The following is a 24,814-nucleotide window of genomic DNA, read 5'->3' as shown; positions in this document are numbered from 1 at the left end:
ACCACCATCGGCGTGACCTGCCGCAGTGGGGGTCGTCGAGCTGGACATCGCGGCATGAACGTCCGTCCCTCCCACGGCGGATGCGCGAGCCCCTCGTGCGGGCCCGGACCACGGCGCCTCTCCCCGGGCCCCCACCCAGGGAGAGTGTCAACGGTCTTCTGTAGCCCCCCGGTGGTCAACATTTCGGGATGACCAAGCATGACTGATTATCAGTTCGATCTTTGAACGGGTGTGTTACATGATCAGTTACTCGAAGTACTGCTGCCGCACCTGACAGATGTGGCCGTCAAGAACGTCCAGGTCGGCGGGGCAGGAGTACAGATAACCGCTGTGGCTGCTGCCGCAGTCGCACCATGTCCGAGGTGCGCAACGACTCCCGCAGCGTCCACGACCGTTACGGCCGTCGACTCGCCGATGTGGCAGGGTCAGGAAGTGCCGTCGAGCGCGATGTCCTGCGCACGAGCGAGGACCAACAGGACTCGCTCGATCGTGTGCGGCGATGAGCCAGGGCTTCGGCACAGCGACGGATCGCCCGATTCGTCACGGTCTGCGTTGGGTGGACCAGCCTGGACGTCCAGCAGGCACGGATTTCCAAGCCGGAGGCGGGGAAGGCCCAGTCAGTTCCGGGTGGCCCGGACGGCGGCTATGTCGTAGTAGAGCAAGACAGTGACACCATCGGTGTACGGCTGCCCAGTGCAGCGAGGCGGGACGGTGAGGTTAGGGTGCGGACCTTACGGTGCTCGGCCGAACCGGCGGGATCGTGATCGCCCCTCAGCCTCCGGCAAGAGCTCTGCGAAGGTCGCTCTGACTTCCCGCGCGGTGTCGGCGAAGGTCTCCGGATCGGCGGCGGCGAGGCGCTGGTAGATGACCATGCTCTCCGAGAGAGTGTTCAGGACGTCCGACATGTCGTCATGCATGTTGTATTTCAACAAGCTCAAGGCGTACAGGGCTTGGGCGAGGCGCGGCAGGTGGGCAGCCGGGTCCGCTCCGGCCAGGCGCCTGCGGATGTCGACGGCTTCCTCGACGGCAAACCGGGCCTCCAGTTCCCGGTTGCACCCGGAGAGCATCATGCCTTGCTCGAACAGGGCATGTGCGAGTCCCGCTTCGTGTGCCGCAGGATCGGCCACGACCAGCCGACGACATACGGCCACCGTCTCCGTGGTAATCGGCAGGGCCTCGGCGTAACGTTCCTCGGACTGCAGCAGGGTGGTGAGGCGGCCCAGCACTGTCGCCAGGCTCTCATCATTGGCCGCAGGGTTCCCGGCGGCGAGCTTGCGGTAGATCCCGGCCGATTCTTCAGTGGCCGCGTATGCCTCGGCCTGCTGTCCCGCAGCTACTTTGCAGGTTCCCAGGTTAAAAAGAGCCATGGCGAGCCCTTGCTCGTGGGCAAGGCTCCACTTGAGGACGAGCTGACGCCATAGGGCCACGGACTCCTCGGCGGCGGCGAGGGCGTCGGCGAACCGATCGGCCTTGAACAGGTGGGTGCCGTAGTTGTTCAGTGCCATGGCGAGGTCGAAGGTGTGGGCTGCCGGATTGACCTCTACGGTCCTTCGGAACCCGATCACGGCTTTCTCGGTCGCGGCAAGGGCCTCCTCCGTACGTCCCTGATCTGCCAGACGCGCGCCGAGGTTGAGCTGAGCGGTGGCGTCCTCACTCACATAGAAGCGGACGCCGCCGGCGCCCAGGCGGTCCCTGATGGCGGCGGACTCCTCTGCGGCGGCAAGGGCTTCGGCCCCCCCTGCCCACTTCGGACAGCCGTGTGGCGAGGTTGCCCAGAGCGTCTGCCAGACGCTGCTCGTCGTGGGAGGTGGCATGGTCGCCGTCGATCAGCCGGCGGTTCAGTGCGACGGCCTCTTCGGCCGTCTCCAGCGCCTCCTCTCGCTGGCCGAGCTCTGCGAGGTAGGCGCCGTACCAGTTCAGTGAGGAAGCCAGGAGGGGCACGTTGAAGAACGGGTCGTCATCGGCGAGTTGGCGCCAGATCTCTACGCCGTCACGGGCCATGTCGGCGGCCCGCTCGTCGAAGCCGGCGCGGTACAGCCGTTCGGCGAGCTCGGTTCGGTACATGGCGTGCAGGCGGAGGTTGTCGGTGCGTTCGATGCGCGGCCCGATGACGCGGTGCGTGATGGCGGCGATGCCTACGGCGAGGTCTGCGTGCGGTCCGTTGGGCAGCAGGGTTTCAATGGCCTCCAGAACGTCGGTGTCGGCGCTCTCCTGCATGGCGAGTGCGAGCAGAGCGGCGTTGCCTGCCTGGACGGCCAGCTGGGGGTGTTGCTTCAGCAGCGGATAGAGGTAGTCGGATCCGACGTGCGGCCATCGTTCCGCTGCCGCCGTCAGGGTGGGGATGGCGCGGGAGAGGTAGGGCGGGGGGCGGCCTCGCCCACCGTGGGCACGTTCCCGGTGGGGTCCCAAGTCCTCGCCGTGTGCGCGGCCTCTGCGGTTTGTACGGTTTCTGCGGTGAGTACGGTCTCTGCGGTGGCCGGGGCCCAGGGGGCGGCCGGGTAGTCAGCGGTGTGCCCGGGCAGGGTCAGGGCGAGGAAGTCCTCGGCGAGGCGGTCGGGGTAGAGCGGTTCCAGGACGGTGGGGATCGTGGGGTTGGCCGGTGGGTAGCAGACGCCGTGATCGGCGAGGAGCTGCGGCGCATCGTGCGCTAGGCCGAGGTCGCGCAGCGTCGCCGCGCCGGTCGGTGCGGGGACGGCGCCCGTCAGGGCGGCGGCGAACACCACCTGGTTCATCACCTGCGGTGAGGTCCGGTAGGTACGCTCCGCCGGGTTCAGCTCATGGGTGCCGTCACCGTGCAGGCGTGCCCAGTGCAGGTGTTCACGGTCGAGTAGGTAGATGGTGAGGCCCGCCATGTCCGACGGCAGGCGGCTGCCGGTGGCTCGCGCGTCGACGGCGACCAGGGCAGCCATGTGGACGGCGAGGGTCAGCCCGAAGTCCTCGTGGTCTAGGGGCGCGGGCGGCGGGATGTCGCTGGGGTCGGCGATCCCGTAGAAGGTCGCGAAGCTGCTCCGCGCCGCGTCGTACATCTCGGCGCGTTGCTCGGAGCCGTCGGAGGAGAGCGGTGCGAGTTGGTGGGTGGAGGTGCTCGCCTCGTGATTGGCCAGGGTGGCGCGCACGGCGGGCCATGTGTCGCCGGTGCGGGCGAGGAGCAGGATGCGTGTCGGCATGCCGGGCCGGTGGAGCAAGGCATTGCTGAACAGCCAGGTCAGATGGGTTAGAGGCCAGCGGTCGGCGTAGTCGACGATGAGGAGCACGCCGCGGGCGTGGCGCAGTCGCAGGTCCTGGCTCCCCGGTGGCGGGTGGACGGTGCCGGGTCCGTGGGTCGCCGTGATGACGGTCCAACCCTGGTCGGCGGACCGGGCGGCGAATTCCGCGGCAAGCCGGGTCTTGCCCTGCCCGCCGGGCCCGTACAGCCATCGCGCTGCCAGGCGCGGACGGCTGTCGCGCCACTGGTGCAGCTGGGCCAGGTCTTCCTCGCGGCCGGTGAAGTCCGCCACCTCGTAGCGTGCGTTGAGCATGCGGCTGGGTGACTCCAGCAACCAGTTCGGCTCCGGTGTTCGGGGCACGCGCCAAAGCTCCAGCAGGTAGAGAGGGGTGCCGTCCCCGAAGACGTGGATGTCCGCGCCGATCGCGCCGTAGCCGAAGCCGGATTCGACGTGGACGGCCTGCCTCGAACCCGGAGGCACAGAGTCGCTCCCGTCCGCTTCAGTCACTGTTTCCATCCCGAGCGGGCATCGGCTGGGGTACGGCGGGTGTGTGGTGCACGGTGATACTGCCGCCCTGGGCGCCGAAGGCCATGCCATGGTCCTTGGCGGAAACGTTCTGGATCCAGCTCGCCTTTCCCTCGCTGGGCAGCTGAGCATTCACGGACGCCACCAGGGCCTCGATCTCCGCTTCGGCCTCTGGGTGCTCGCGAAGCAGGGCGACCAACTGAAGCCGCCAGCCACCCACGAGGTCCCTGCGGGCGGAGTCGGGGTCCGGCTCCTGCCGCACCAGCACCGCTTCCCGGTCCAACCGAGCTTCGAGAGCACGCTGATCTTCCGGTTCGAAGCGACGGAACAACCGGATCGTCCCAGCACGGGCGGCGGCCCAGGCACTGGTGGCCATGGCACTCATGATGGTCGTCGCGCCAGTCATCGCAAGCGTCGTCAGCGATTCGTCCATGCGTCGTCTCCGTGTGGCCTGTGGGTGAGCGGCAACCAGCAGACGGGTCAGCACAGCGGTACGGCAGGAGGGCTCGAACCTGCCGTCCTACCGTCCAGCCTTGGCCACCATCATGCAGACCCGCCCATGAGAATGCGGCCCGAATCACAAAGATCCCCGCACGTGGGAGGGTGGCTCGAACGCGACTTCTGTCGACGGGAGTTGAGGTCAAACCTGTTGGGGCGACGCCGGGCGCATCATCCGCCCCACCTGCCCCAGACCATCCAGAACCGGGTCCTCGCCGAGGAGGTCCCGTCCACGGCGAGCCCCGGGGCTATCTGCGACAACGATGCGCTCAACCGCGACCCAGAGCTTCGAAAATGACACAAACTATCCGGTTTGTGATCACGTGAGGCCGAGGAGTGCGACGGGGCGACGGGGGTCGCGGGCGTTATGGCGGAGGCCGGCCGCGATGTTCTTCGATCCGGCTGCCCGGAGGGCTCCGATGGCGAGGTTGCGCCAGGTGGCCATCGCGCGGGGTGCGTTGCCGGTCCGCAGTCGCGAGGCGTCCTCGGCGAAGGTGGTGGCGCGGACGTGGTGCAGCACCTCGATCGTCCAGTGTTCCCGGACGAGTCGGGCGAGCTGGGCCGGGGTGGCCTGCTCGGCGGTGAGGCTGGTGACGGCGTAGACGGCCTTGACGGTGGTCTTTCCGGTCTTGCAGTCGGTGCGGCGGCGCTTGATCTGGACGGCCTGGCGGGCTCCGGGGAAAAGGAGGTTGTTCACGGTGGCGACCTTGATGCGGCGGATCTCCGAGCGTCCGTGACCGGCGTTCTTGGTGCGGCCCTGGAGCGGGATGTCCTTCCAGGGAAGGGACTTGGGCTGTCGGCGGAGCTTCTTCTGGTTGCCCTTGGCGATCACGACGTAGTGGGCACCACGGCCCATGAGGTAGTCGGCGTGCTCGCGCTGGGTGTGCATGGCGTCGCTGGTGACCACGGTGCCGGCCAGGTCGGCGACGGTGTCCAGCAGCGGCTGGAAGCAGGTGATCTCGTTGGTCTTCTCGCCGACGTCCAGCTGGGCAGGAACCAAGCCGGTGGCGTGCTCCAGTGCGGCGAGCAGATGGATCTTGCGGTCCTTTGCCTTGACCGCGCCTCGAAGACTCTTCCGTCCACGGCCAGGCCGCGTCAGCCCGGCGGCCCCGGTCGTCTTGGGCCGGCGGTCCGCGAACCAGCTCCCGACCGCCCGGTCCAGGGCGTCGCCGTCGAGGCGGGCCAGGAGCCTTCGGACCGTGGTCTCGGCGGGCAGAGCCCGCCCGGGCAGAAGCGGATCGGGGTGAGCACCGACCTGTTCGAGCACGTGCGCTGGGGCGTCGGCGATCCACTCACCGACCGCCAGCAACGAGGTCGCTCCTGCCAGCACCGCGCACGCGGTCAGTGCGAGCACGACGGTCAGGCGGTGGCGCACCCCACGTGGATCACGCGGGTCGGGTACCTCGGCCAGCCGCTCCAGCAGGCCCAGAACCTCCTCGGGTCCGACCGGCGAACTCTCACGCAGTTGGTCAAGGGCAGGCGGGATCAGCGATGTTGCGTCGGCAGGCACGGTCTTCCACTCGGATCACGGGGCGTAGAGAACTCCATGATCTTGGAAGCCGTGCCTGTCACGTTCCGCGGACGCCGATAGGAGCAGATCGCCACGAACAGGGCGTCACGCGACTACGCCGAAGCCCTGGGCGATGAGCGCCCCGGGCATGACGCTCCGATCAGACCCCGCGGGCGCCACGTTCCCGGATTGAGATCCAGTACGCGGACTGGCTCGCCGATCCATCGGTCCGCTGCCGTCGTGGCAATGATGGCTGCCTCGGGGCGGTCCGGAGTGGGCTGAGCGGCGTACTGGCAGTGTGCCGCAGTCGATCCCACCTGCACCGCTCCCCCGGGCGGCCACGGACGGCTCACCTCGACACGGCTGGCGCCGCCTTCGGCCATTCGAACCCTCTCCGCGGGCGGACAATCGCGCTCCTGAGTTAGCTTGAAGCGCGAACACGCCGCAGTTCGCGCCGCCGACCGCCGTTGGAAGGAACGCGTGTGCCGTCCCTCGAATCGCTGGAGAAACTGCTGCGTGCCATCGGGGAGCAGGCTGTCCGCGGCCTGCGTGCCCTCGACCCGCCCGGCGGCGCGGACCGGGCCCTGCGCAACGCCGCCCAGGCTGCCGCCGCTGCCTCGGTCGAGCGCCGCGAGCACGACGCCGTCTCCGCCTGGCTGGCCCAGCGGAACGGGAACCCAGCCCACCCGGCGCCCTTGCACAACCCTGTCACTGCCGGGCACTCGGTGGCAGGCGCGGGCGCGGGGGCGGTTCAGGAGGGACGGTGACGGGCGTGGAGACGGCAGTGACCGTCCGCCGACGCGCAGGCATCCCTCGGTGATCACCCGTGCCCTGGGGGGCGGCACCGATCCGTCGGCCCACGACTTACGTCTGTCCGGCTGGACTGCCGGTGTCAGGGGCAGGAGTCGATGCGGACCGAGCCGATACTGGCGGACGGGTTGAAGAGCATGGGGCTGGCGCCCTGCCCGACGACGTTGCCGGTGCAGTTACGAGACTGGAAGACGGTCATGCCCCCGTTACCGGCCCTGCTGCCAACCGCGACGCTGATCAAGACGGTCCGGCGGCCCCCGGACGCCAAGGGCTTCGTCGTCCCTCCCCGCAGCTGAGTAGTGGAAAGGTCCCTTTCGTGGATCATGCGGGCGCGTCGACACCGCCGGGACCATGAGAGGCTGCCGCAGGTCAGCGAATCGTTGATCACGTGGGCATCCATCACGTTGATGACCCGCCGCCTCACCCGGCGCCAGGCCCGGTGGCCCCCGCGACGGGCGACGCCGCCGCCCCCGTTCGCACAGGCAGCCTGATCACCCAGCGGACTCCGGGCCGTCTCCTTTCCCGAACCACCGGTGCCAGCCTTGAGCACCCAGGTTCTGCCACAACACCCCGAGCCTGATCTGGCCCTCGGCGAGCCCAGTCTCATAGGCCAGCTCCTCCGGGCTGATCCTTCCGCCGTGAGCCTCGCTCGCGCGATAGATCTTGCCTGCCCACAACTCGGCATCCACGAACGGCCGCTGTTTGTCCTGTTCGACCAGTTCAGCCAGGTGCTCGCGCGAGCACCCGACGATCAAGCGCTTGCCGTCGAACTTCGGATCGACGGCGTGGATGGAGGACGAGTCGAGGACGAGAGCCATAAATGATTGTGTTTCGGTCTCCGTCTGCCAGCTTCAACGCTAAGTTGGCGTTCGACTACGACAGTTGGAGTCCAGGCGTCTCGTACAGGGGGAGTGGATGAGTACGGGAGACAGCTCAGACCTGGTCGCGGCGGTCGTGGCCGCGCTGGTGCAGGCGGCTTCAAGCGCCGCGGGGGCTGCCGGCACTACTCTGGGCGCCGAAGCGATCGACTGGGTTCGGACCGGGCTGGGACAACTTCCACGATGGACGCAGGCGGCCGAGCGAGTGGGCACAGCACCAGACGACGAGCAAGCGCAACAGGACTTGGCCAAAGCAGTGGACGAACTGCTCAGCCTCAACCCCGGCCTGGCGCAGGCATTGGAATCTCGACTCACGCAGCCTGGCCCGGTCCCGCCCCCGCCAACCGGTCCCCCGACAATCACAATCGGCGAGCATGCTCGGATCGGCGGCGGCGCAGGGCCGACCGCGGTAGGCGCTGGGAACAACGTCGCTGGTAGGGATGTCCGCACCAAAGTCACCAACAAGCGCAGCGGCATCGGTGTGCTGATAGCTGCCCTGGTCGTGATGGCCGCCCTGATTGCCTTGAGCATTCACTTTGTCGGGCGCTCCTCGAACCAACACGCTGCTAAGCCGTTGACCAACATGGAGCAGGTCAAGGCCGTTCTGCCCGACCTCCATGCTCTACCCGCCGGCTGGCAGCAGACTCAGCCCGCGCTGGCGAGTCCCAGCGGGGAATGCATCGGAGCCGCCGCTTCCTCGGGGCCAACCGGAGACCTCTGCCGACGGGTGGTCGCATCTGCCAGCGCCCGGTTCGATACGGCAGAACCAGGCGGTAGCGTGTTTTTCATGGACGTTGCGGGCCCCAGCACCTCATGGGCCGATCAGATGTACGACCAGTACCTTCAGCACTTTGATGATGGCATGACCAACCCCGTCAACTTCCCGGCATTCGGTGATCGCTCCTCTGCTCGCCAGGGCGCAGGCGAAACCTCGGTCCTCATACGAACCGGCACCGTCGTTGCCAGTGTCGTCTACACCACCGTTTCCAACAACGACGCTTCACCCAGCGCCAACGACACACAGCGTGCCAGACAGACCGTGATCCCGCTCGCCAGCATGATCACTACCCGCGCTCAACAGGCTCAGGCCGGCCAGACACCCACGGCATCAGCCCGCTAAACCCGAGCAGCCGGGCGCTGACCTGCGCTGACGGATATCGCAAACAGGCTAAGGCTCCCGTCACGGACCTGGGCATGCTCGTTCGGGTCCGCAGATGCCGTCTTGTTGGGCGACAGGATGTGCACCACATCCGAACCCACGACGATCAACGCGTCCGCGATCAACCTGCGATGGCAGCGTCAAGGGACTGCATCGCTGCACATGATCGCAGGACGTTCGTGTTCGGAGAGGTCCAGCAGCTCATCCAGGCCCTCCTTGAACTCGTCAGTGGCTATGCAGTCGGCGTAATCACGGAGGGCTTTGACCTGCCAAGCGCCATCCAGGCTCGGTACGCGATCGGGGGTGTACCGTCGGCCTCCCAGTTTCGGTATCCACCTGGGTGAGCCCGCCTACGGTGGCGACGATGGCGGTCGCTGCCGCGACGAGGTCGGTGGGGGCGGTGGGGCCAGGGTCCATACATGGTCTCCTCACGAGACGCGGGTGTGTCTGTGCAGCCAGGCCGTCGCCAGGGCTGCGATGCCGAGTGCGAGGCCTGCGGCGGCTGCGGCTGGGTGGCGGCTCAGGGCAGCTTCGAGGGACGAGCTGTGCGCCTGCTCGTCGAAGACGCCGTGGGCGCCGTGGTCGCTGTCCTTTGTCCGGTCGACCGGCTCGAAAAGGTTGCTCGCTCCGGTCGGGGGCCACAGGTCGGTCTGTTGGGAATCGAAGCCGGTGCGGGCCAGGTAGCGGTCGAGCAGGGCAGGGGCCAGGCGGTTGGCCCAGATGGTCGCCACCGTGGTGGCGCCGATGTAGTACTGCTTGCGCCGCGGATGGTCGGCGGCGTGTACGACGCCCCGGGCGGCGACCTCGGGCTGGTAGATCGGCGGTACGGGCTGGGGATGCTGGGGCAGACGGGAGCGGACCCAGGAGAACTGCGGGGTGTTGACGGCGGGCATCTGGGCGATGGTGACGTGCACGTTGCTGCCTCGGTGCAGCAGTTCGGTGCGCAGGGAGGAGGTGAAGCCGTTGATGGCGTGCTTGGCGCCGCAGTACGCGGACTGCAGGGGGATCGACCGCTCCCCCAGAGCGGAGCCCACTTGCACGATGGTGCCGGCATCACGGGGCAGCATCCGTTTCAGCGCCGTCCGGGTGCCGTTGACGAAGCCTAGGTAGGACACCTGGGTCACACGGTCGTACTCGGCGGCGGCGATCTCGTCGAAGGGCGCAAAGACACTGGTGAACGCGCAGTTGATCCACACGTCGATGGGCCCGAAGGTCTGTTCGGCCGCCTGGGCGGCGGCTTCGAGCTGGGCGGCGTCGGCGGTGTCGGCGACCTGGATGAGTGGATGACCGCCGAGGGACTCGACCTCCTTCGCGGCAGCCTCCAAGCCGGCGCGGCCCCGGGCGATCAGCAGCACGTTGGCGCCGCGCCTGGCGTAGAGGCGGGCGGTGGCGCGGCCGATGCCGGCGCTGGCGCCGGTGATGACGACGGTCTGTGGCATGGGTCAGCTCCTTTCGAGGCGATGCGAATTGCCCTGTTCGGGGTAGTGGGCGAGGTGGGCGGCGGTCTCGAGCAGCAGGGCGTGTACGAAGGCTTGAGGGGCGGGCAAGGCGCCGCGGACGGCGGGCAGCGGCAGCGCCGCGTCCACCGACGGGTCGTCGGGCGCGCGTTGCCAATGGCCGTCGGCGTGCACGCTCGTGGCCGCAGTGGCGACGAAGGGCGTGCAGGTGTCGGCGATCCGGTGGCCGGGGGCGGCGTTGGCCAAGGCTCGCAGCCCTGCCACGCAGGTGAGGCGGCTGTGAGTCCACGGCCGGGGTTCCAACTCCCAGATGCCGGCGTCGGGCTCCTGCCACCGTTCGGCGATGGCCCGTACCGCGATGTCGGCGAAGGCGGCGGTGTCCATCCGTTCCACGATCGGTGTCTCGTTCACCTGTCGTCTTTCGCGCCGGGTCGGTCCTCGCGGGAGCGGTGACCGGGCAGGAACTCCTGCACCTTGGCCTTGAAGCCCTGGCGGACCACGGCGGCCCGGTCGCTGTCGCCCTTGAGGACGGCCGTCGCGGCGGCCTCGATCTGGTCGAGAGTGGCGTGCGGGGGGATGGGTGGCACGGCCGGGTCGGTGACGAAGTCCAGTACGCAGGGTTTGTCGGCGGCGAGCGCCGCCTCCCAGGCGCCCTGGACGTCGGTCGGCTTCTCGATCCGCATTCCGTCCAGGCCGGCCAGCCGGGCGAAGTCGGCGTAGGCGAAGTCGGGGATGGACTGGGAGGGCAGGAACTGCGGGGCGCCCTCCATGGCGCGCATCTCCCAGGTGACCTGGTTGAGGTCGCGGTTGTTCAGCACGGCCACGATCAGGCGTGGGTCTTCCCACTGCCGGTAGTACTTGGCGATGGTGATGAGTTCGGCCATGCCGTTCATCTGCATCGCTCCGTCACCGACCAGCGCGATGGCCGGGCGGTCGCCGTGAGCGAACTTGGCGCCGATGGCGTAGGGCACACCGGGCCCCATGGTGGCCAGGGTGCCGGACAGCGAACCGCGCATGGCGCCGCGCAGCTTCAGGTGCCGGGCGTACCAGTTCGCGGCCGATCCCGAGTCCGATGACAGGATGACGTTCTCGGGCAGCAGGCCGCTCAGTGCGTGGACGACGTACTCGGGGTTGATCGGGTCGGCGTCGACCGCCGCGCGGCGCTGCATGACCTCCCACCAGCGGGCGGTGTCCTTCTCGATCTTCCTACGCCAGCTGGTGTCCTTGGCCCCGTCGACGAGGGGCAGGAGCCGGCTCAGCGTCTCGCGGGCGTCACCGACGAGGTTGACCTCGAACGGGTAGCGCATGCCGACCATGTGCGGGTCGATGTCGATCTGCACGGCCCGTGCCTGACCGAACTCCGGCAGAAACTGGGTGTAGGGGAAGGAGGAGCCGATGACGAGTAGGGTGTCGCAGCCGGTCATCAGCTCGTACGACGGCCGGGTGCCCAGCAGACCGATCGCGCCGCTGACGTAGGGAAGGTCGTCGTCGAGAGCGTCCTTGCCCAGCAGCGCCTTGGCCACGCCGGCACCCAGGCGGTCGGCGAGCGCCATGACCTCCTGCCGGGCGCCGCGGGCGCCCTGTCCGACGAGGATGGCAACCTTCTCGCCCGCGTTGAGCACCTCGGCGGCGCGGGTGAGATCCTCATCGGAGGGCACCGGCGCGTAGTGGGGCATGCCGAGGCTGGAGGGGACCATCTTGAAGGCGTGCTCGGGCGGGGAGTAGTCCAGTTCCTGCACGTCAGCGGGGATGATCACGGCCGTGACCGATCGTCGGGCCATGGCGGTGCGCATCGCCCGGTCGATCACGTTGGGAAGCTGCTCGGGGACGGTGACCATCTCACAGAAGTCGGAAGCAACGTCCTTGTACAGGCTGAGCAGGTCGATCTCCTGCTGGTAGGAGCCGCCCATGGCACTGCGGTTGGTCTGGCCGACGATCGCGACGACCGGAACGTGGTCGAGCTTGGCGTCGTACAGGCCGTTGAGCAGGTGGATCGCGCCGGGACCGGAGGTGGCGGCGCAGACGCCGACCTTGCCGGAGAACTTGGCGTAGCCGACGGCTTCGAAGGCGGCCATCTCTTCGTGGCGTGCCTGGACGAACTGTGGGTTGTTCTCGGCTCGGCCCCATGCCGCGAGCAGCCCGTTGATGCCGTCACCTGGGTAGGCGAAGACGTGCTCCACTCCCCACTCGCGCAGACGCTCGAGAACGTGATCGGAGACCTTCTTCGACATGTTCGATGACCTTCCGTAGCTGGGACAGACGCGTGGCTAGGGGCGGCGCAATGTGCGTAGGGCTGCTCGTCCGGCCACTGCCATGGCGGTCGCGGTGACGGCGCCCGCGCCCGCAGTGGCCGCCCAGCGGGCCGTGCGCGAGGGCTGGTCGGGCCGTTGGGCCAGGCGTTCGGGCTGTTCGCTGGGCAGGTTGCCGTCGAGCCCGAGGGCCAGGACCTCGGCGAGGTGCAACGCGCGGCGTCCGGTGCGGCCCTGCTCGATCTGGGTGCGGCAGCTGAATCCGTCGGCGAGGACCAGGCTGTCGGGTGCCGCTCCGCGTACGGCGGGCAGGACGCCCTGTTCGGCGACGGCCATGGAGACTTCGTGGTGGCCGCGTTCGAAGCCGAAGTTGCCGGCGAGTCCGCAGCAGCCCTCGTCCAGGACGTCGGTGTCGAGGCGGGCGCGACGCATCAGTTCCCGGTCGGCGTCGAACTTCATGATGGCGTGCTGGTGGCAGTGGGTCTGCACGATCGCCTGCCGCGCCAGCTGTGGGGGCCGCCAGTGGTCGGGCGCGTGGTGCACGAGTTGTTCGGCGAAGGTGCGGACCTGCCCGGCAAGCCGCTGGACGTCCTGGTCGGCGGGCATCAGCTCGGGCGCGTCGGCGCGGAACACCGCGGTGCACGACGGTTCCAGGCCGATGACCGGGGTGCCCGCCTCCAGATAGGGACGCAGCACGCCCAGGGTACGGCGCAGCACCTTCTTCGCGACGGCCAGCTGCCCGGTGGAGATCCAGGTCAGACCGCAGCACACCGGCTTGTCGGGCACGGCGACACGGAAATCCGCGTCCTCGAGGACACGCACGGCCGAGATGGCGATCGAGGGGTGGAAGTAGGTGGTGAAGGTGTCCGGCCACAAGACGACCGTGCGCGGGTCGGCCGGGTCCGGCTGCTCCCGGTCGCGCGCCTTCCACCACTGTGCGAAGGACTCCCCTGCGAACACGGGTGCCGAGCGGGCCTCGTCGATGCCGGCAAGCCGCTTGCCCAGAAGGCTCAGGCCTGGCGCGTGGAGCGCGGAGTTGATGAGGTTGGGCGCGGTACGGGACAGCCGGGCCCATACGGGGAGCCAGCCCATCGAGTAGTGGGAGGCGGGACGTGTCCTGCCCTCGTAGTGGTGGGAGAGGAACTCCGCCTTGAGGGTGGCCATGTCGACGCCGGTGGGGCAGTCCGACTTGCAGCCCTTGCAGGCCAGGCACAGATCGAGCGCGTCGCGGACCTCCGTCGAGCGCCACCCGTCCGTGACCGCGGAGTCGGTATGACCGCCCAGCATCTCGAACAGCAGCCGGGCCCGGCCGCGCGTGGAGTGCTCCTCCTCCAGGGTGGCCCGGTAGGAGGGGCACATGACGCCGCCGGAGTGGCCGCGGCAGTTGCCGATGCCGACGCAGCGCATCACCGCACGCGTGAAGGAGTGCTCGTCCTGCGGATAGCCGAACTGCGTCTTGGGTGTCGCGGGACGCCAGGCGGGGCCCAGGCGTAGCTGCCCGTCGACGGGGTTGGGGCGGACGATCTTGCCCGGGTTCATCCGGTCGTGGGGATCGAACAGCGCCTTCAGCTCACCGAACGCGGTCACCAGCCGCTCGCCGAACATCCGGGTGAGCAGCTCTCCCCGGGACTGACCGTCGCCGTGTTCGCCGGACAGCGAGCCCCCGTAGGAGGCCACGAGGTCGGCGGCGCGTTCCACGAACCGGCGGAAGTCGGCCACGCCCTCGGCGGTCCTCAGCCCGAAGGGGATCCGAGTGTGCACGCAGCCCTGCCCGAAGTGCCCGTACAGCGAGGGATGGTCGTAGTCGAACTCCTCGATCAGCGCCTTCAGATCCCGTAGGTAGTTGCCCAGCCGCTCCGGTGGGACAGCCGAGTCCTCCCAGCCCTCCCAGGTCTCCCGGTCGTCCGGCGGGCGGGCAGTGACACCGAGCCCCGCCTCCCTGGCCTTGAGCATTTCCTCCTCGCGGTCCGGGTCGTCGGAGAAGGCGACCGTGGACTCCTTCTCACGGCGGCCGAGCGCGCGCAGCAGAGAATGGGCCTGCTCGTCGACCTCGTCCTGGCTGTCGCCGCCGAACTGCACCATCAGCCAGCTGTCACCCTCGGGCAGGACATGCAGGGAGTCCAGGTAGGCGCCCTCCTCGCGCATCAGCTGCGCCATGCGCCCGTCCAGGGCCTCCAGCTGGCTGGGCGAGCAGTGCTCCAGCAGGCGCGGCACGTCGTCGGCGGCGGCGCAGATGTCGCCGTAGCCGAGCACCAGCAGCGACTTGTACGCAGGGACGGGCACGAGGTCGAGTTCGGCGCGCAGCACGGTCACCAGGGTGCCCTCGCTGCCGACGAGCGCCCGAGCCACGTCGAAGCCGTTCTCGGGAAGCAGGGAGTCGAGGTTGTAGCCGGAGACACGGCGCGGGATCTTCGGGTAGCCGCGGCGGATGTCGGTCAGATAGTCGGTGACGATGCGGTCCAGACCGTCGTAGATCTCGGCCCGGCGGCCACCTTGCGCCGCGATCCGGACCCGTTCGGCCCGGGGCGTCGGCCCCACCCACATCCGGGAGCCGTCGTAGGTGAGCACCTCCAGGCGGCGAACGTTGTCGACGGTCTTGCCATAAGCCTGCGCCGAGGCACCGCACGAGTTGTTGCCGATCATGCCGCCCAGGGCGCAGTGACTGTGCGTGGAGGGCTTCGGCCCGAACTGCAGCCGGTGGTCGGACAGGCGCTGGTTGAGCACGTCCAGGACGATCCCCGGCTCGACCACACAGGTCCGCTTCTCCGGGTCCACGGAAACCAGCGCGTGGCAGTACTTCGTCCAGTCGATCACCACGGCCGTATTCGTCGACTGACCCGCGAGACTGGTACCTCCACCACGCGACAGGACCGGTGCGCCGAAGCGGGCACACACCTGCACGGCATGTGCCCCCGCCTCCACTGTGCGCGGCACCACGACACCGATCGGCACCTGCCGGTAGTTCGAACCGTCCGTGGCGTAAGCGCCTCTGCTGCCCGCGTCGAACCGGACCTCGCCGTCCACGGCCCCGCGCAGCGCCGCCTCCAGCCCGGCAGCATCCGCCACGGAGGCGTCCCTGGGGGTGCGAGCCATCAGTTGAAACCGCCCTTCCTGAGCACTCGACCATGCGTGAACCATTCGGGCCTACCGCCGTCTCCTGTGCCGTCGCCTCCGCGAGTACCCGCCCTTGCACAATGCAAGGGCGGGTACTCGCGGCGCACACCGTACGACAATCCACTCATAGCGATCGCAACATGCCCGTAATACCCGAGACCGGCATAGCGCTTGCACCCTTCGCCGAGAATCAGCCGCACGTGGCATTCACACGACGAAATCGCGAGGACGGGACGACGCTCGGGATCAGTGACACCGTGCACAACCCTGTCGCTTCCGGGTACTCGGCAGCGGTCCCCCGGCACAGAGGCGGTTCAGGAGGCACGATGACGGGCTTCGGATACTTCCTGTCATGTGAGGAGCACGGCCCGGCGGAACTCGTTGAGCAGGCGCGGATGGCCGAGCAGGCCGGCTTCGAGTCGCTGTGGATATCCGATCATTACCACCCGTGGCACGACGGCCAGGGCCAGAGCCCGTTCGTGTGGTCGGTGATCGGTGCGCTGTCGCAGGCGGTGTCGCTGCCCGTGGAGACGGCGGTGACCTGTCCGCTGGTGCGCACGCGTCCCGCCGTGATCGCCCAGGCGGCCGCCACCAGCGCGGTGCAGCTGGGCGGACGATTCCGTCTGGGGGTGGGGACCGGGGAGGCGCTGAACGAGCATATTCTCGGCACCGTGTGGCCCGAGGCACCAGTGCGGCTGGAGATGCTGGAGGAGGCACTTCAGATCATCCGGCGGCTGTTCACCGGGGAACAGATCAGCCACCACGGCAAGCACTTCACCGTGGAGAACGCCCGTCTGTACACGCTGCCCGACGAGCCGGTGCCGATCGACGTGTCGGCCTTCGGCCCGCAGGCCGCAGAAGTCGCCGCCCGCATCGGCGACGGGTTGATCACGATGATGCCCGACGCCGGCGTGGTCGAGCGGTTCCGGCGCGGAGGCGGCGGGACCCATCCGGTCTACGGCGGGTTGAAGGTGTGCTGGGGCCCCGACAAGGGGGAGGCGGTACGCACCGCGCACCGGCTGTGGGCCAACGAGCAACTGCCCGGCGAACTTCCACAGATCCTGCCCACCCCACGCCACTTCGAGCAGGCGTCCCAGCTGGTCACCGAGGACCAGGTCGCCCAGTCCGTGCCGTGCGGCGACGACCTGGACGCCCATGCCAAGGCGCTGTCGGAATTCGTTGAGGCGGGCTTCGACACCGTCTACGTCAACCAGATCGGCAAGGACCAGCAGGGCTTCTTCGACTTCTACCGCACCCAGGTCCTGCCCAGGGTGCAGGACTGACCGCACAAGGTGATGGTTCGCTGTGCACACCTCCACAGAGAGAGACAGCAGCGCGCTCGTCGTGACCGACATGATCAACACCTACGACCACGAGGACGCCGACCTGCTGCTGCCCTCCCCCGAGCGGGTCGTGCCGGTCCTTGCGGAATGATCGGCCGGGCCCGCGCCTGGCAGGTGCCGGTGATCCACGCCAACGACAAGTTCGGGCTGTGGCGCTCCCACCACGGCGAACTCGTCGACACGTCTCTCACACGTCCACACGCCGACCTGGTCGAACCGATCCGGCCGGACGACGACTCCCTCTTCGTCGTCAAGACGCGCCACTCCATCTTCTACGACACCCCCGTGGCGTACCTGCTGTGGCAACTCGGCGTCGGCACCGTTGTACTGACCGGTCAGGTCACCGAGCAGCGCGTGCTGTACTCCGTCCTGGACGCGCACGTCCGCCACCTGAACGTCATCGTGCCGAGGGACGCCGTTGCTTCCATCCACCCTCACCTGGAAGCCGCCGCCCTGGAAATGATGGAACGCAACATGGACGCCCAGATCATCCGGGCGAAGGCAATCGACTTCCGGGGCTCCCGCCGGCCTGCACCAAACAGAGGGCCCTACCAGCCCGAAGGCCGACCATGAGCACACACGGTCGCGGCGAGCCGCTCGGCAGCCTGGCAAGGCGGTAGCTGTCAAGTCAAATGAAACGAATGTGCGGCTATGAACTGTGTTGCTGTGGTTCGCGTCGTCGGGCGGGGTCGTTGATCCACGCCTGTTGGGGAATCTTCGGCGGCACCGGCCGGCTGTTGAAGCGTTCGGGGTGCTGCTCGTAGGCGGTGATGAGGGTGGCCGCCCGTTGCTCGCGGACGAGTTCGGCGGTGCCGAAGTGGACACTGGCGGGGGTGTGGTAGCCGATCCCGGAATGCCGGTGGACGTGGTTGTAGTGCGAGATGAACGCCTCCATCCACTCCCGTGCGTGGGTGAGGGAATCGAAGCGTTCTGGGTAGTCGGGCTGGTATTTCGTGGTGCGGAACTGGCTCTCGCTGAACGGGTTGTCGTTGCTGACTCTGGGCCTGGAGTGGCTGCGGGTCACGCCGAGATCGAGGAGCATCTGGGAGACTTGCTTGCTGGTCATCGAGGTGCCGCGGTCGGCGTGCACGGTGTGCGGCACGATGCCGTTGCGGTCGATCGCCTCACGGATCAACTCCTCGGCACGGGCGGCGGATTCGGCCGCCTCGACGGTGTGGCCGACAACGTAGCGGGAGTAGATGTCCAGGATCACGTACCCGTGAAACCAGACGCCCTTCGCCGGACCCGCCAGATGCGTGATGTCCCAACTCCACACCTCGGATGGGCCGTCGGCCACGAGCTCGGGGACCGTGCGGGGCGGGTGGGTGGCCTGACGGCGGCGTTCACCGTCTTGCCCGGCCTCCTTCAGGATCCGGTACATGGTGCGCTCGGAACAGTGGTAGCGGCCCTCGTCCAGCTCACGTGCGTAGATCTGCGCGGGCGGCAGGTCCACGTATTCGGGCCGGTTCATCAACGCCAGCACGGCCTGCCGCTCGGCCGGTGTCAGGGCGTTGACCGGCGCGGGACGTGGGGCTCTGGGCCTGGCCGGGAGGGGGTTCAGCCGCCGGTGGTGGGTGGCTCGGGAACGGCCGGTCAGGCGGCACGCGGCCACGATGCCCACGTGCGGGGCCAGGCGATCGACGGCCTCGTGGAGAAGCGGCTCCAGGGCGTCCTTCAGTCCGCGCTCTTGGAGAGTGCTTCCAAGAGCGCGTGTGTTTTTCCCAGCACCTCCAGTGCGGCGTCCCGCTTCGCGACCTCCTTCTCCAGCCGCTCCACCTGCCGCCGAAGCTTGTCGTTCTCCGCCTCGGCAGGGTGCTTCTTCGGCCGTGCGGGGCTGGTGCGGTGGTCGGTCAGCCTCTCCAGCGCGCCGGCGTCCCTGGCCTGGCGCCACTCGATGATGTGGGAGTGGTACAGCCGCTCCCGGCGCAGGACCGCGCCTTTGTCCCCGGTGGGGGCCGCGTCGTATTCGGCGACGATGCGCAGCTTGTACTCGGGGGTGAAACGGCGGCGCTTCGGCTTTGGCGCGGGATCTTGCCCGGAGGGCTTGGTGCTGGTCATGCGGGAGGTGCTCCTGTCGTACCCGCCCACAATATCTGATCATTTCGGGGCGTCTCACCCGACGATGTCAGAGACGGAGGGCCCCGGACGCCGAGACCGAACTGAGAGCCGTCGCGGCCCGGCAACCGGCGCACCTGCCACCACCTGCTCCCACTACCGTCGGGACCCACTCGACGTATCACGCCCCGGCCCGCGGCAGAGGGAGCCCGCGCGGCCGAGGGTGCGCGCCCCCCTCCGACACCCCGACGCTGGCGTGGCAGCCCTGCCGGGAGTGTAAATCTAACGGCCCTGTCTCGCTTTCAGTGGTGACGGAGCGTGCCGCTATCCGAGAAGGATGTGGTGCCGAAGCAGGGTGAAGCATGCTCGTCCGTGCATTGGCGTGCGATCCGTTTGGTCTTGGTGTTGACACCCTCGGTGGAGCTATTGCTGTACGGAAGCGTGAGGGCCGCATTCACGGCGTCACGGTCTCGTGCCAGACCTCGGGTGAAGGCATGCAGGTGGGGCAGGTCGGCGCCGCAGACCTGGGTGGCCCAGCGCGTGAGCACGTCGGCGTTGTCCGTGCGCGGCGTCAGGAGTGGGGCGAAGTCCCTGATGAGGTTGGCCAGCTGGGTCATCTCGGCGCAGGCGGTGGTGAGCCTGGCCAGGAGTTCGTGTTGCTCGGCCTTGAGGTTGTCGGGCTTGCTCAGCAGCATTCAGGCGAGTCTGCGCGGGGAGATGTGGCTGTGGCCGGCGTCCTACCGCGACCTGGTCGTCCGCGCCCACATCCAGCTCCAGGCGCCGATCGTCGTCATCTGGGACAATCTCGACACCCACCGGGCCGCCGGAATGCGCGACTACGCGGCCGCACACGACTGGCTCACCATCATCCAACTGCCCTCACACGCACCGGATCTGAGCCCGGTCGAGGGCATCTGGTCACTGTTACGGCGCGGCCCACTGGCCAACACCGCCTTCACCGACGACGACCACCTCGAACGCACCCTCCGGCGCGGCCTACGACACATCCAACTCCGCCCCGACCTGATCGACGGCTGCCTTGCAGGAACCGGACTCAAACTCACCCACCGGCCGACAACAACCCGAAGAACTCAGTAATCCGTAGGCAAGGGCGTCCATGCGCCCAAGGGCCGCCGGACGGACGCCGGCTGGTTTCCGTCTGCCGAGCCTGGACCACCTGCCGTTGGGACACACGTCCTCGACGCCGACCATGACCGGGACGGACGGGGCTTCCTGCAAGGACGGGGCCGGGGCAGGACCGTACTAACTGCTCTTGATTTGCACGCGCTTGATGTTCACCGGCAGCCTCGGAAAGCCGTCTCCCGGCCCGTTCTGGTCATCCTCGCCGCCCACCGCGATCTTATGGAGCACGTCGAGGCCCGAGGTGACTTTGCCGAACGGCGTATAGGAGGGCGAGAGTTTGGTGTCCTTCCAGACGAAGAAGAACTGGCTTCCGTTGGTGTTGGGCCCAGCGTTGGCCATCGCCACCGTCCCAGCGGGATAGGTCGCCCCGGTCAAGTTCTCGTCGGGGAAGGAGTAACCGGGTCCGCCGCTTCCGGTGCCGGTCGGGTCGCCGCACTGGAGCACATAGATGCGCGCGGTGGTGAGCCGGTGGCAGTGCGACCGATCGAAGTAGTCGCGCCGGGCAAGGAACTTGAAGGAGTACGTGGTGCAGGGAGCCTTGTCGGTCAGTGCCCGGAAGGTGATAGCGCCCTGGCCAGTGCGCAGCGTCGCGCTGTACGGCTTTGCGGCCTTCACCGGGTCGAAGACCGGTATCCCCTTGAAGTTGTCTGCGGGAACGGCCGGCGTGTAAGTGCAGGCGGCCGACGGCGCGGCAGGGGGCGGATTGTCGGCTGCGGCCTGCGTCGCGGTGCCGAGGAGGAGCAGGGCGGAGGCGGCGAGCAGTGCGCTTGGCTTACGGAGCACGAGACGGTTCCCTTCGGGTCAGCACCGCATGGGTATGTCATGGCCGCCTCATCCTGCCCGCTCCGTCGTCCGGGTGGAACCCCTACTCCGGGCACCGGCAACTTGGGCGGGCGGCGCCACTGCAAGCCGAGCGCGTGGGCCAGCTCGCGGCGCAGGTCGCGGGTGGAGGGCCGGGCCCGGAACGGTCGGAGGGTTCGCAGTCCAGCCGGGGCGAGATGGCGGACCTGCCCCGGACACCCCTCGCGATCGCTTCCTCCAGGTGTGGCCAGCCGCTGTCAGAGCATGTGCTGGCCGTACTCGGCCAGCACAGTCCGTAGCCGGACGGCCTGGTCGTCGTCGGTGCGACCTTGGCGCTTGCGGCCTATCTCGCGGAGGGCAACGCGAAGCAAGCCCGCAAGCGCGTAGCAGCCGATGTGCTGCTGTGGGACCCATCCGGCCGCGTGCTCCTGGTGAACCCCACCTACAAACCAGGGTGGGACCTGCCCAGCGGAATGGCAGAGGCCAACGAGCTGCCGGAGGAAACCGCACGCCGTGAGCTGATGGAGGAACTCGGCGCGCACGTCACCCTGCTCGGGCCGGTGGTGGTGGACCGGGTCGCCCCGCACGGCCCCTGGGATGACCGGATCGCGTTCATCTTCGACGGCGGCACGCTCGGCCAAGACCGAGCCGACCAGCTACGGCCACAAGACGACGAGCTGTCCGAAGCTGCCTTCGTCACGCCCGCCGAAGCCTCCGTTCGCCTACAGGCCCGCATCCGGCGTCGGTTCGAGCACGTGCTAAGGCGCTGGACGCGGGGCGGCCGCTGTACCTCCGAGACGGTGAACCCGTCATGTAGACCCAAACCCGACAGCTCTTCGAGCGCGGCCCGATGGGTGGCTGGAGCCCTGGCGGCCGTAGGAGATGTCCGCGGAGGCCGGCGCCCTCTGCAATGCCGAATACGGCCAAGTCGACGGCGAGCGAGTCAATCACCGCGACGGACAGCGCCCGCGCGAGCGGGACACCCGGGCGGGCACCGTCCACCTCGCCATCCCCGGACTGGGGTCCGGGAGTTGTTGCGAGGCTCAGCGAACCCGGTCGTTTCGGCGTCTCCGCCGCTGAGCCGGGTCGTATTCGCCATCACGGCCGGTTTCCTCTCCGGAACGGTATGCCGTCCCGGAGAGGGCGGTCGATCAGCATGCGAGGCCGCTGACGTTGTCTCGGCTAGCGGACGACGTGGACGGTCACCGGCGAGGACGTGCGGTCCGTCTTCGCGTGCCGGTGGTGGCTGTCGGTCGAGTACAGCACGGAACGGAACTGCAGATCGCCCCTGTGCGTGGCCTTGACGTTCATGCGCGCGTCGCCGTTGTAGCTCCGCTTGACCACGCGCCAGTGGCCCCAGTGGCCGGGTTTGCCGGACCGCTCCTGTATGACGAGCGTGGTGTACCGCGCAGCATCGTCGTCACCCTGGCCGTGCACCTTCACGATGTGGCCGGCATGCACGGTGTGAGGGGTGGCCTGCACCGAGATGTCACCCTTCGCGAACGCCGGGGATACCGCCAATGCGGCCGAGGCGATACCCAGCGCGCCGACTACCGCGAGCCGCTTCAGACCAAGCTTCATACCTGGATCTCCTTTGATCTCTTCAGTCCCGTACATCAACCGGGCTTCACAGATGACCAATTGGTGCGTTTTCACCGAGGAAGAGCACTCGGCACGCCAAGAAGTTGGCCCCCGATTGTCACTACCACGTAACTGCTGTCGGATGACCACCGCACCGCCTTGCCTAGGCTCAGCCGGGAAACATGAGAACCGCCGTCCGGCGATCAAGGGGGTGAGCGCGGTGTCCCCGGCCGACGCCGCCCGGCCGCGTCGACGCCGCGCGCGCCGTCCCGCGTCCGCAGCATGGCGTCGGTCTCCGAGGCGGCGTAGCTCGTCGCCAACGACGGATCCGCCTGGATCTGGACGGCCGGGTGACTGCGTTCCGTGCCCGGCCTCTGGATCACGTCCGCTTCCCGTACGTGTATCTGGACGCCACCTACTGCAAGGCGAGGGTCGAGCACCAGAACGTGTCCCGGGCCGTGGTGATCGCCACCGGCATCACCGAGGACGGCGGCCGCGAGGTGCTCGGGGTGATGATCGGCGACAGTGAGACCGGGGTGTTCTGGACCGAGTTCGTCCACCCCACGGGGAGAGCCTCAAGCCGCGCGGTCACCCCCATGACAGCCACCACGAAACGCCGAGCCGTGTCGTACCAGGCCGACAACCCACCACAGCCGATGACACCCAAACCCCACCACCACGCTCCCAACTCACATCTGGAGAGGGACCGCCACCCTCACATTTGCACTCACAATGTGGAATTTAAATTCCATTCAATGTTGTCCTAGGGAATGTCCCACGAGCCGCCAAGGAGCCTTCGTGCGCACCGCGGGAAGACTGCCGCGGGGTAAAGAGGCCCCTGTAGAAGGCAGTTGAGCGGAGGTATGTGTGAGTGAAGAACGCGTCGCCCTCATCACCAGTTCGTCCACGGGTATCGGAGCGGCCGTCACACGCCGTATGGCGGCCGCCCGGCTGCGGGTGGTGGTCAACTCCGCCTCCCCGGTGAAGGCCGGAGAGGAACTGGCCGCCGCGCTTCCGGACGCCGTCTACGTCCAGGGCGACATCTCCGACCCCGCCGATGCCGCGCGGCTGGTCGACACCGCGATCGAGCGGTTCGGCCGCCTCGACATCCTGGTCAACAACGCCGGCCGCACCCGTGGCTCGCGGGACTGGATCAACGCCAACACCCCGCAGCGCCGGGTCGGCACGCCCGAGGACGTCGCCGAAGTGGTCTACGCCGTGGCCCATGCCGCCTACACCACGGGCGCGGCCCTGACTCCCCGCGAAACCAACGTGCCCTGCAAACCTGCTGCGCCGCCACGGGTTATGCACCGGCCCCGGCGGGCCTCTCCAACGCGCTCGAGTCCGCCGTGTAGACCTCGTAGTCGTGGAAGAAGTACTGCAAGCCTCTTGCTCTTGCGGCCCTCTTCCGTGCCCGACCTGTCGACGGCCTCCTCAGAACCCATCTTTGAACCTCTGATGATCTCGTTCTCGCGCCTCGTTGAACGGCCTGGTGCGCATCGGGCCGTCCGGGTCAAGCCCTCTGGTGCGGGGGTCCGTGTTGAGCAGTGAACCCTCTCGGAAGGCACACTTACGCCTCCAATCGGGTGAACGGACCCGCGTTGATCGATCCCGGCCGTGAGGACGCCTGTTGCTGTTGCGGTATCGCCACGGCTGCCAGGCCCCTCGGGGACCTCACAGTAGCGCGGCGAGACATCTGCTGGGTGTTGGGCAGAGGGCATGGGGATGCCCCCCGGAACCTGCCAGGGAGGGCATCGCTCATCTCAAGGTGATACGGGTTTTAGTCGTTAGCCTCGATAAGGTTCCGAGGTCTGGTTGGTGTAGATGTTCCAGATCTGCCAGTTGTTGGTGGTGGAGCAGCCGCCGGGGAAGCCGTAGACACCGATGCCGCCGTCCAGACACACGTTGTAATGATCGTTGTGGAAGTTGATGAAGTGCTTCAATCCCGCCGGGTTTCCAACGTTCTGCGCCGGAGCTGCGGTTATCATGGTCCAGATCTGATCCCAGTTGTTGCCATCAACCTCGCAGGTTTCCCAACGCGTTGCAGCCGAACCCTGGATCTGAGAGGGTCCCTCGCCCGCGACCGCTCCCAGGCACACCGTTCCGCTGCCGCTTTCGGTCATGATCTGGACGTTCGCGTGGCCACCGGAGTCTGGTTGCCCGCTCTCCAGCCGGATCCAGCTGGTGCCCCTGGCCATACACCCAGGCACCGTCTCGCCAGCGGGGTACGAGGGTCCGAAGTCGTATACACCTGCCAGGCACTGCTGGCTGGCCTGGTTGACCATCTGGATGCTGGGGTTGTCCCAGTAGATCGCCGCGTTCGCCGTGCCGGTGGTGCCCAGCAGCATCGCGAGCGCCGCCGTCACAGTCGCGGCCAGCTTTACGAGGCGGTTGGACAGCAGTTTCCTGATCCGGATCAAGGCGCTTTCTCTTTCGGTCCTCGCACGCATGGACTTGCCGAGTTTGAGCATGAGTGAGCTTCTCC

Annotated in this window: 18 protein-coding genes and 7 pseudogenes; 9 read left to right on the top strand and 16 right to left on the bottom strand. The window is 68.1% G+C overall.

From position 1 onward, the window contains the following. Positions 1 to 731 precede the first annotated feature (731 nt). The 5 genes and pseudogenes from GQF42_RS44005 to GQF42_RS43985 all read right to left on the bottom strand — a co-directional run. The gene (locus GQF42_RS44005; RefSeq protein ID WP_158929427.1) at positions 732 to 1,658 is read right to left on the bottom strand and encodes a tetratricopeptide repeat protein; all 927 of its coding nucleotides are present in this window, start codon (positions 1,656 to 1,658) and stop codon (positions 732 to 734) included. Then, positions 1,651 to 2,217 (bottom strand): tetratricopeptide repeat protein, encoded by a 567-nt coding sequence (locus GQF42_RS44000; RefSeq protein WP_158929425.1) that lies wholly within the window; start codon positions 2,215 to 2,217, stop codon positions 1,651 to 1,653. The genes GQF42_RS44005 and GQF42_RS44000 overlap by 8 nt, the downstream gene beginning before the upstream one ends. Positions 2,218 to 2,330: 113 nt before the next feature. Then, positions 2,331 to 3,686, bottom strand: a complete 1,356-nt coding sequence (locus GQF42_RS43995) for an ATP-binding protein (protein ID WP_158929423.1) — start codon at positions 3,684 to 3,686, stop codon at positions 2,331 to 2,333. Between the two features lie 19 nt (positions 3,687 to 3,705). Beyond that, on the bottom strand, positions 3,706 to 4,164 hold the full coding sequence (locus GQF42_RS43990; protein ID WP_158929421.1) for a hypothetical protein: 459 nt from the start codon (positions 4,162 to 4,164) through the stop codon (positions 3,706 to 3,708). A gap of 543 nt (positions 4,165 to 4,707) precedes the next feature. Continuing rightward, a pseudogene (locus tag GQF42_RS43985) lies at positions 4,708 to 5,604 on the bottom strand (ISAs1 family transposase); the annotation flags it as partial. Between the two features lie 617 nt (positions 5,605 to 6,221). Here GQF42_RS43985 and GQF42_RS43975 point away from each other — a divergent pair. Further along, a complete protein-coding gene (locus GQF42_RS43975; protein WP_158929403.1) occupies positions 6,222 to 6,506 on the top strand; it encodes a hypothetical protein in 285 nt (94 codons plus the stop codon). 534 nt (positions 6,507 to 7,040) lie between these two features. On the opposite strand, the gene GQF42_RS43965 is transcribed toward GQF42_RS43975, so the two are convergent. After that, on the bottom strand, positions 7,041 to 7,367 hold the full coding sequence (locus GQF42_RS43965) for a hypothetical protein (protein ID WP_158929399.1): 327 nt from the start codon (positions 7,365 to 7,367) through the stop codon (positions 7,041 to 7,043). 97 nt (positions 7,368 to 7,464) lie between these two features. Here GQF42_RS43965 and GQF42_RS43960 point away from each other — a divergent pair, with 97 nt between their 5' ends. Beyond that, entirely contained in the window at positions 7,465 to 8,547 is a 1,083-nt protein-coding gene (locus GQF42_RS43960) for a hypothetical protein (protein ID WP_158929397.1), read from the top strand. A gap of 179 nt (positions 8,548 to 8,726) precedes the next feature. Here the strand turns inward: GQF42_RS43960 and GQF42_RS47935 are convergent, their stop codons facing one another. The 5 genes from GQF42_RS47935 to GQF42_RS43935 all read right to left on the bottom strand — a co-directional run bounded on the left by GQF42_RS47935 (position 8,727) and on the right by GQF42_RS43935 (position 15,385). Further along, positions 8,727 to 8,918, bottom strand: a complete 192-nt coding sequence (locus tag GQF42_RS47935) for a DUF488 family protein (protein WP_375995088.1) — start codon at positions 8,916 to 8,918, stop codon at positions 8,727 to 8,729. Between the two features lie 96 nt (positions 8,919 to 9,014). After that, a complete protein-coding gene (locus GQF42_RS43950) occupies positions 9,015 to 10,025 on the bottom strand; it encodes an SDR family oxidoreductase (protein WP_158929395.1) in 1,011 nt (336 codons plus the stop codon). Between the two features lie 3 nt (positions 10,026 to 10,028). Next, positions 10,029 to 10,454 (bottom strand): hypothetical protein, encoded by a 426-nt coding sequence (locus GQF42_RS43945; RefSeq protein ID WP_233273711.1) that lies wholly within the window; start codon positions 10,452 to 10,454, stop codon positions 10,029 to 10,031. Further along, on the bottom strand, positions 10,451 to 12,274 hold the full coding sequence (locus GQF42_RS43940) for a thiamine pyrophosphate-requiring protein (RefSeq protein ID WP_158929393.1): 1,824 nt from the start codon (positions 12,272 to 12,274) through the stop codon (positions 10,451 to 10,453). Before GQF42_RS43940 ends, GQF42_RS43945 begins: the two co-directional genes overlap by 4 nt. Before the next feature lie 36 nt (positions 12,275 to 12,310). Beyond that, positions 12,311 to 15,385, bottom strand: coding sequence for an FAD-binding and (Fe-S)-binding domain-containing protein (locus GQF42_RS43935; RefSeq protein ID WP_158929391.1), 3,075 nt, complete (start codon positions 15,383 to 15,385; stop codon positions 12,311 to 12,313). A gap of 347 nt (positions 15,386 to 15,732) precedes the next feature. On the opposite strand from GQF42_RS43935, the gene GQF42_RS43930 reads away from it, so the two are divergent. Then, positions 15,733 to 16,689, top strand: a complete 957-nt coding sequence (locus GQF42_RS43930) for an LLM class F420-dependent oxidoreductase (protein ID WP_158929389.1) — start codon at positions 15,733 to 15,735, stop codon at positions 16,687 to 16,689. A 70-nt stretch (positions 16,690 to 16,759) separates the two neighbouring features. Further along, a pseudogene (locus tag GQF42_RS43925) lies at positions 16,760 to 17,322 on the top strand (isochorismatase family cysteine hydrolase). 76 nt (positions 17,323 to 17,398) lie between these two features. On the opposite strand, the gene GQF42_RS43920 reads toward GQF42_RS43925, so the two are convergent. Together GQF42_RS43920 and GQF42_RS43915 are read right to left on the bottom strand one after the other, a co-directional pair. After that, positions 17,399 to 18,807 (bottom strand): IS3 family transposase gene (locus GQF42_RS43920; RefSeq protein WP_407699472.1). Its coding sequence is split into 2 segments (ribosomal slippage): positions 17,399 to 18,441 and positions 18,441 to 18,807, totalling 1,410 coding nucleotides; the frame shifts between segments, so codons are not numbered across the junction. Between the two features lie 321 nt (positions 18,808 to 19,128). Continuing rightward, positions 19,129 to 19,541 (bottom strand): annotated as a pseudogene (locus tag GQF42_RS43915) (transposase); the annotation flags it as partial. Between the two features lies 1 nt (position 19,542). On the opposite strand from GQF42_RS43915, the pseudogene GQF42_RS43910 reads away from it, so the two are divergent. After that, positions 19,543 to 19,902, top strand: a pseudogene (locus GQF42_RS43910) (transposase); the annotation flags it as partial. A 165-nt stretch (positions 19,903 to 20,067) separates the two neighbouring features. Here the strand turns inward: GQF42_RS43910 and GQF42_RS43905 are convergent. After that, a complete protein-coding gene (locus GQF42_RS43905; RefSeq protein ID WP_158929385.1) occupies positions 20,068 to 20,730 on the bottom strand; it encodes a peptidylprolyl isomerase in 663 nt (220 codons plus the stop codon). A 326-nt stretch (positions 20,731 to 21,056) separates the two neighbouring features. Here GQF42_RS43905 and GQF42_RS43900 point away from each other — a divergent pair. Together GQF42_RS43900 and GQF42_RS43895 are read left to right on the top strand one after the other, a co-directional pair. Further along, positions 21,057 to 21,565: pseudogene (locus GQF42_RS43900) on the top strand (NUDIX domain-containing protein). Between the two features lie 65 nt (positions 21,566 to 21,630). Then, positions 21,631 to 21,780 (top strand): annotated as a pseudogene (locus GQF42_RS43895) (transposase); the annotation flags it as partial. A 150-nt stretch (positions 21,781 to 21,930) separates the two neighbouring features. Here the strand turns inward: GQF42_RS43895 and GQF42_RS43890 are convergent. Continuing rightward, positions 21,931 to 22,329: a hypothetical protein gene (locus GQF42_RS43890; protein ID WP_158929383.1), complete on the bottom strand. Its 399-nt coding sequence runs from the start codon at positions 22,327 to 22,329 to the stop codon at positions 21,931 to 21,933. 323 nt (positions 22,330 to 22,652) lie between these two features. Here GQF42_RS43890 and GQF42_RS46740 point away from each other — a divergent pair. Together GQF42_RS46740 and GQF42_RS43880 are read left to right on the top strand one after the other, a co-directional pair. After that, positions 22,653 to 22,886, top strand: a pseudogene (locus GQF42_RS46740) (transposase); the annotation flags it as partial. A gap of 310 nt (positions 22,887 to 23,196) precedes the next feature. Continuing rightward, positions 23,197 to 23,880 (top strand): SDR family NAD(P)-dependent oxidoreductase, encoded by a 684-nt coding sequence (locus GQF42_RS43880; protein WP_158929379.1) that lies wholly within the window; start codon positions 23,197 to 23,199, stop codon positions 23,878 to 23,880. A gap of 236 nt (positions 23,881 to 24,116) precedes the next feature. Here the strand turns inward: GQF42_RS43880 and GQF42_RS43875 are convergent, their stop codons facing one another. Then, on the bottom strand, positions 24,117 to 24,800 hold the full coding sequence (locus tag GQF42_RS43875) for a hypothetical protein (RefSeq protein WP_158929377.1): 684 nt from the start codon (positions 24,798 to 24,800) through the stop codon (positions 24,117 to 24,119). Between the last annotated feature and the right edge of the window lie 14 nt (positions 24,801 to 24,814).

It is taken from the genome of Streptomyces broussonetiae (genome assembly GCF_009796285.1).
In the GTDB taxonomy this organism is placed as follows: domain Bacteria; phylum Actinomycetota; class Actinomycetes; order Streptomycetales; family Streptomycetaceae; genus Streptomyces; species Streptomyces broussonetiae.
Note: the sequence above shows the minus strand (reverse complement) of the source record. Positions and strands in the feature narration are given on the sequence as shown.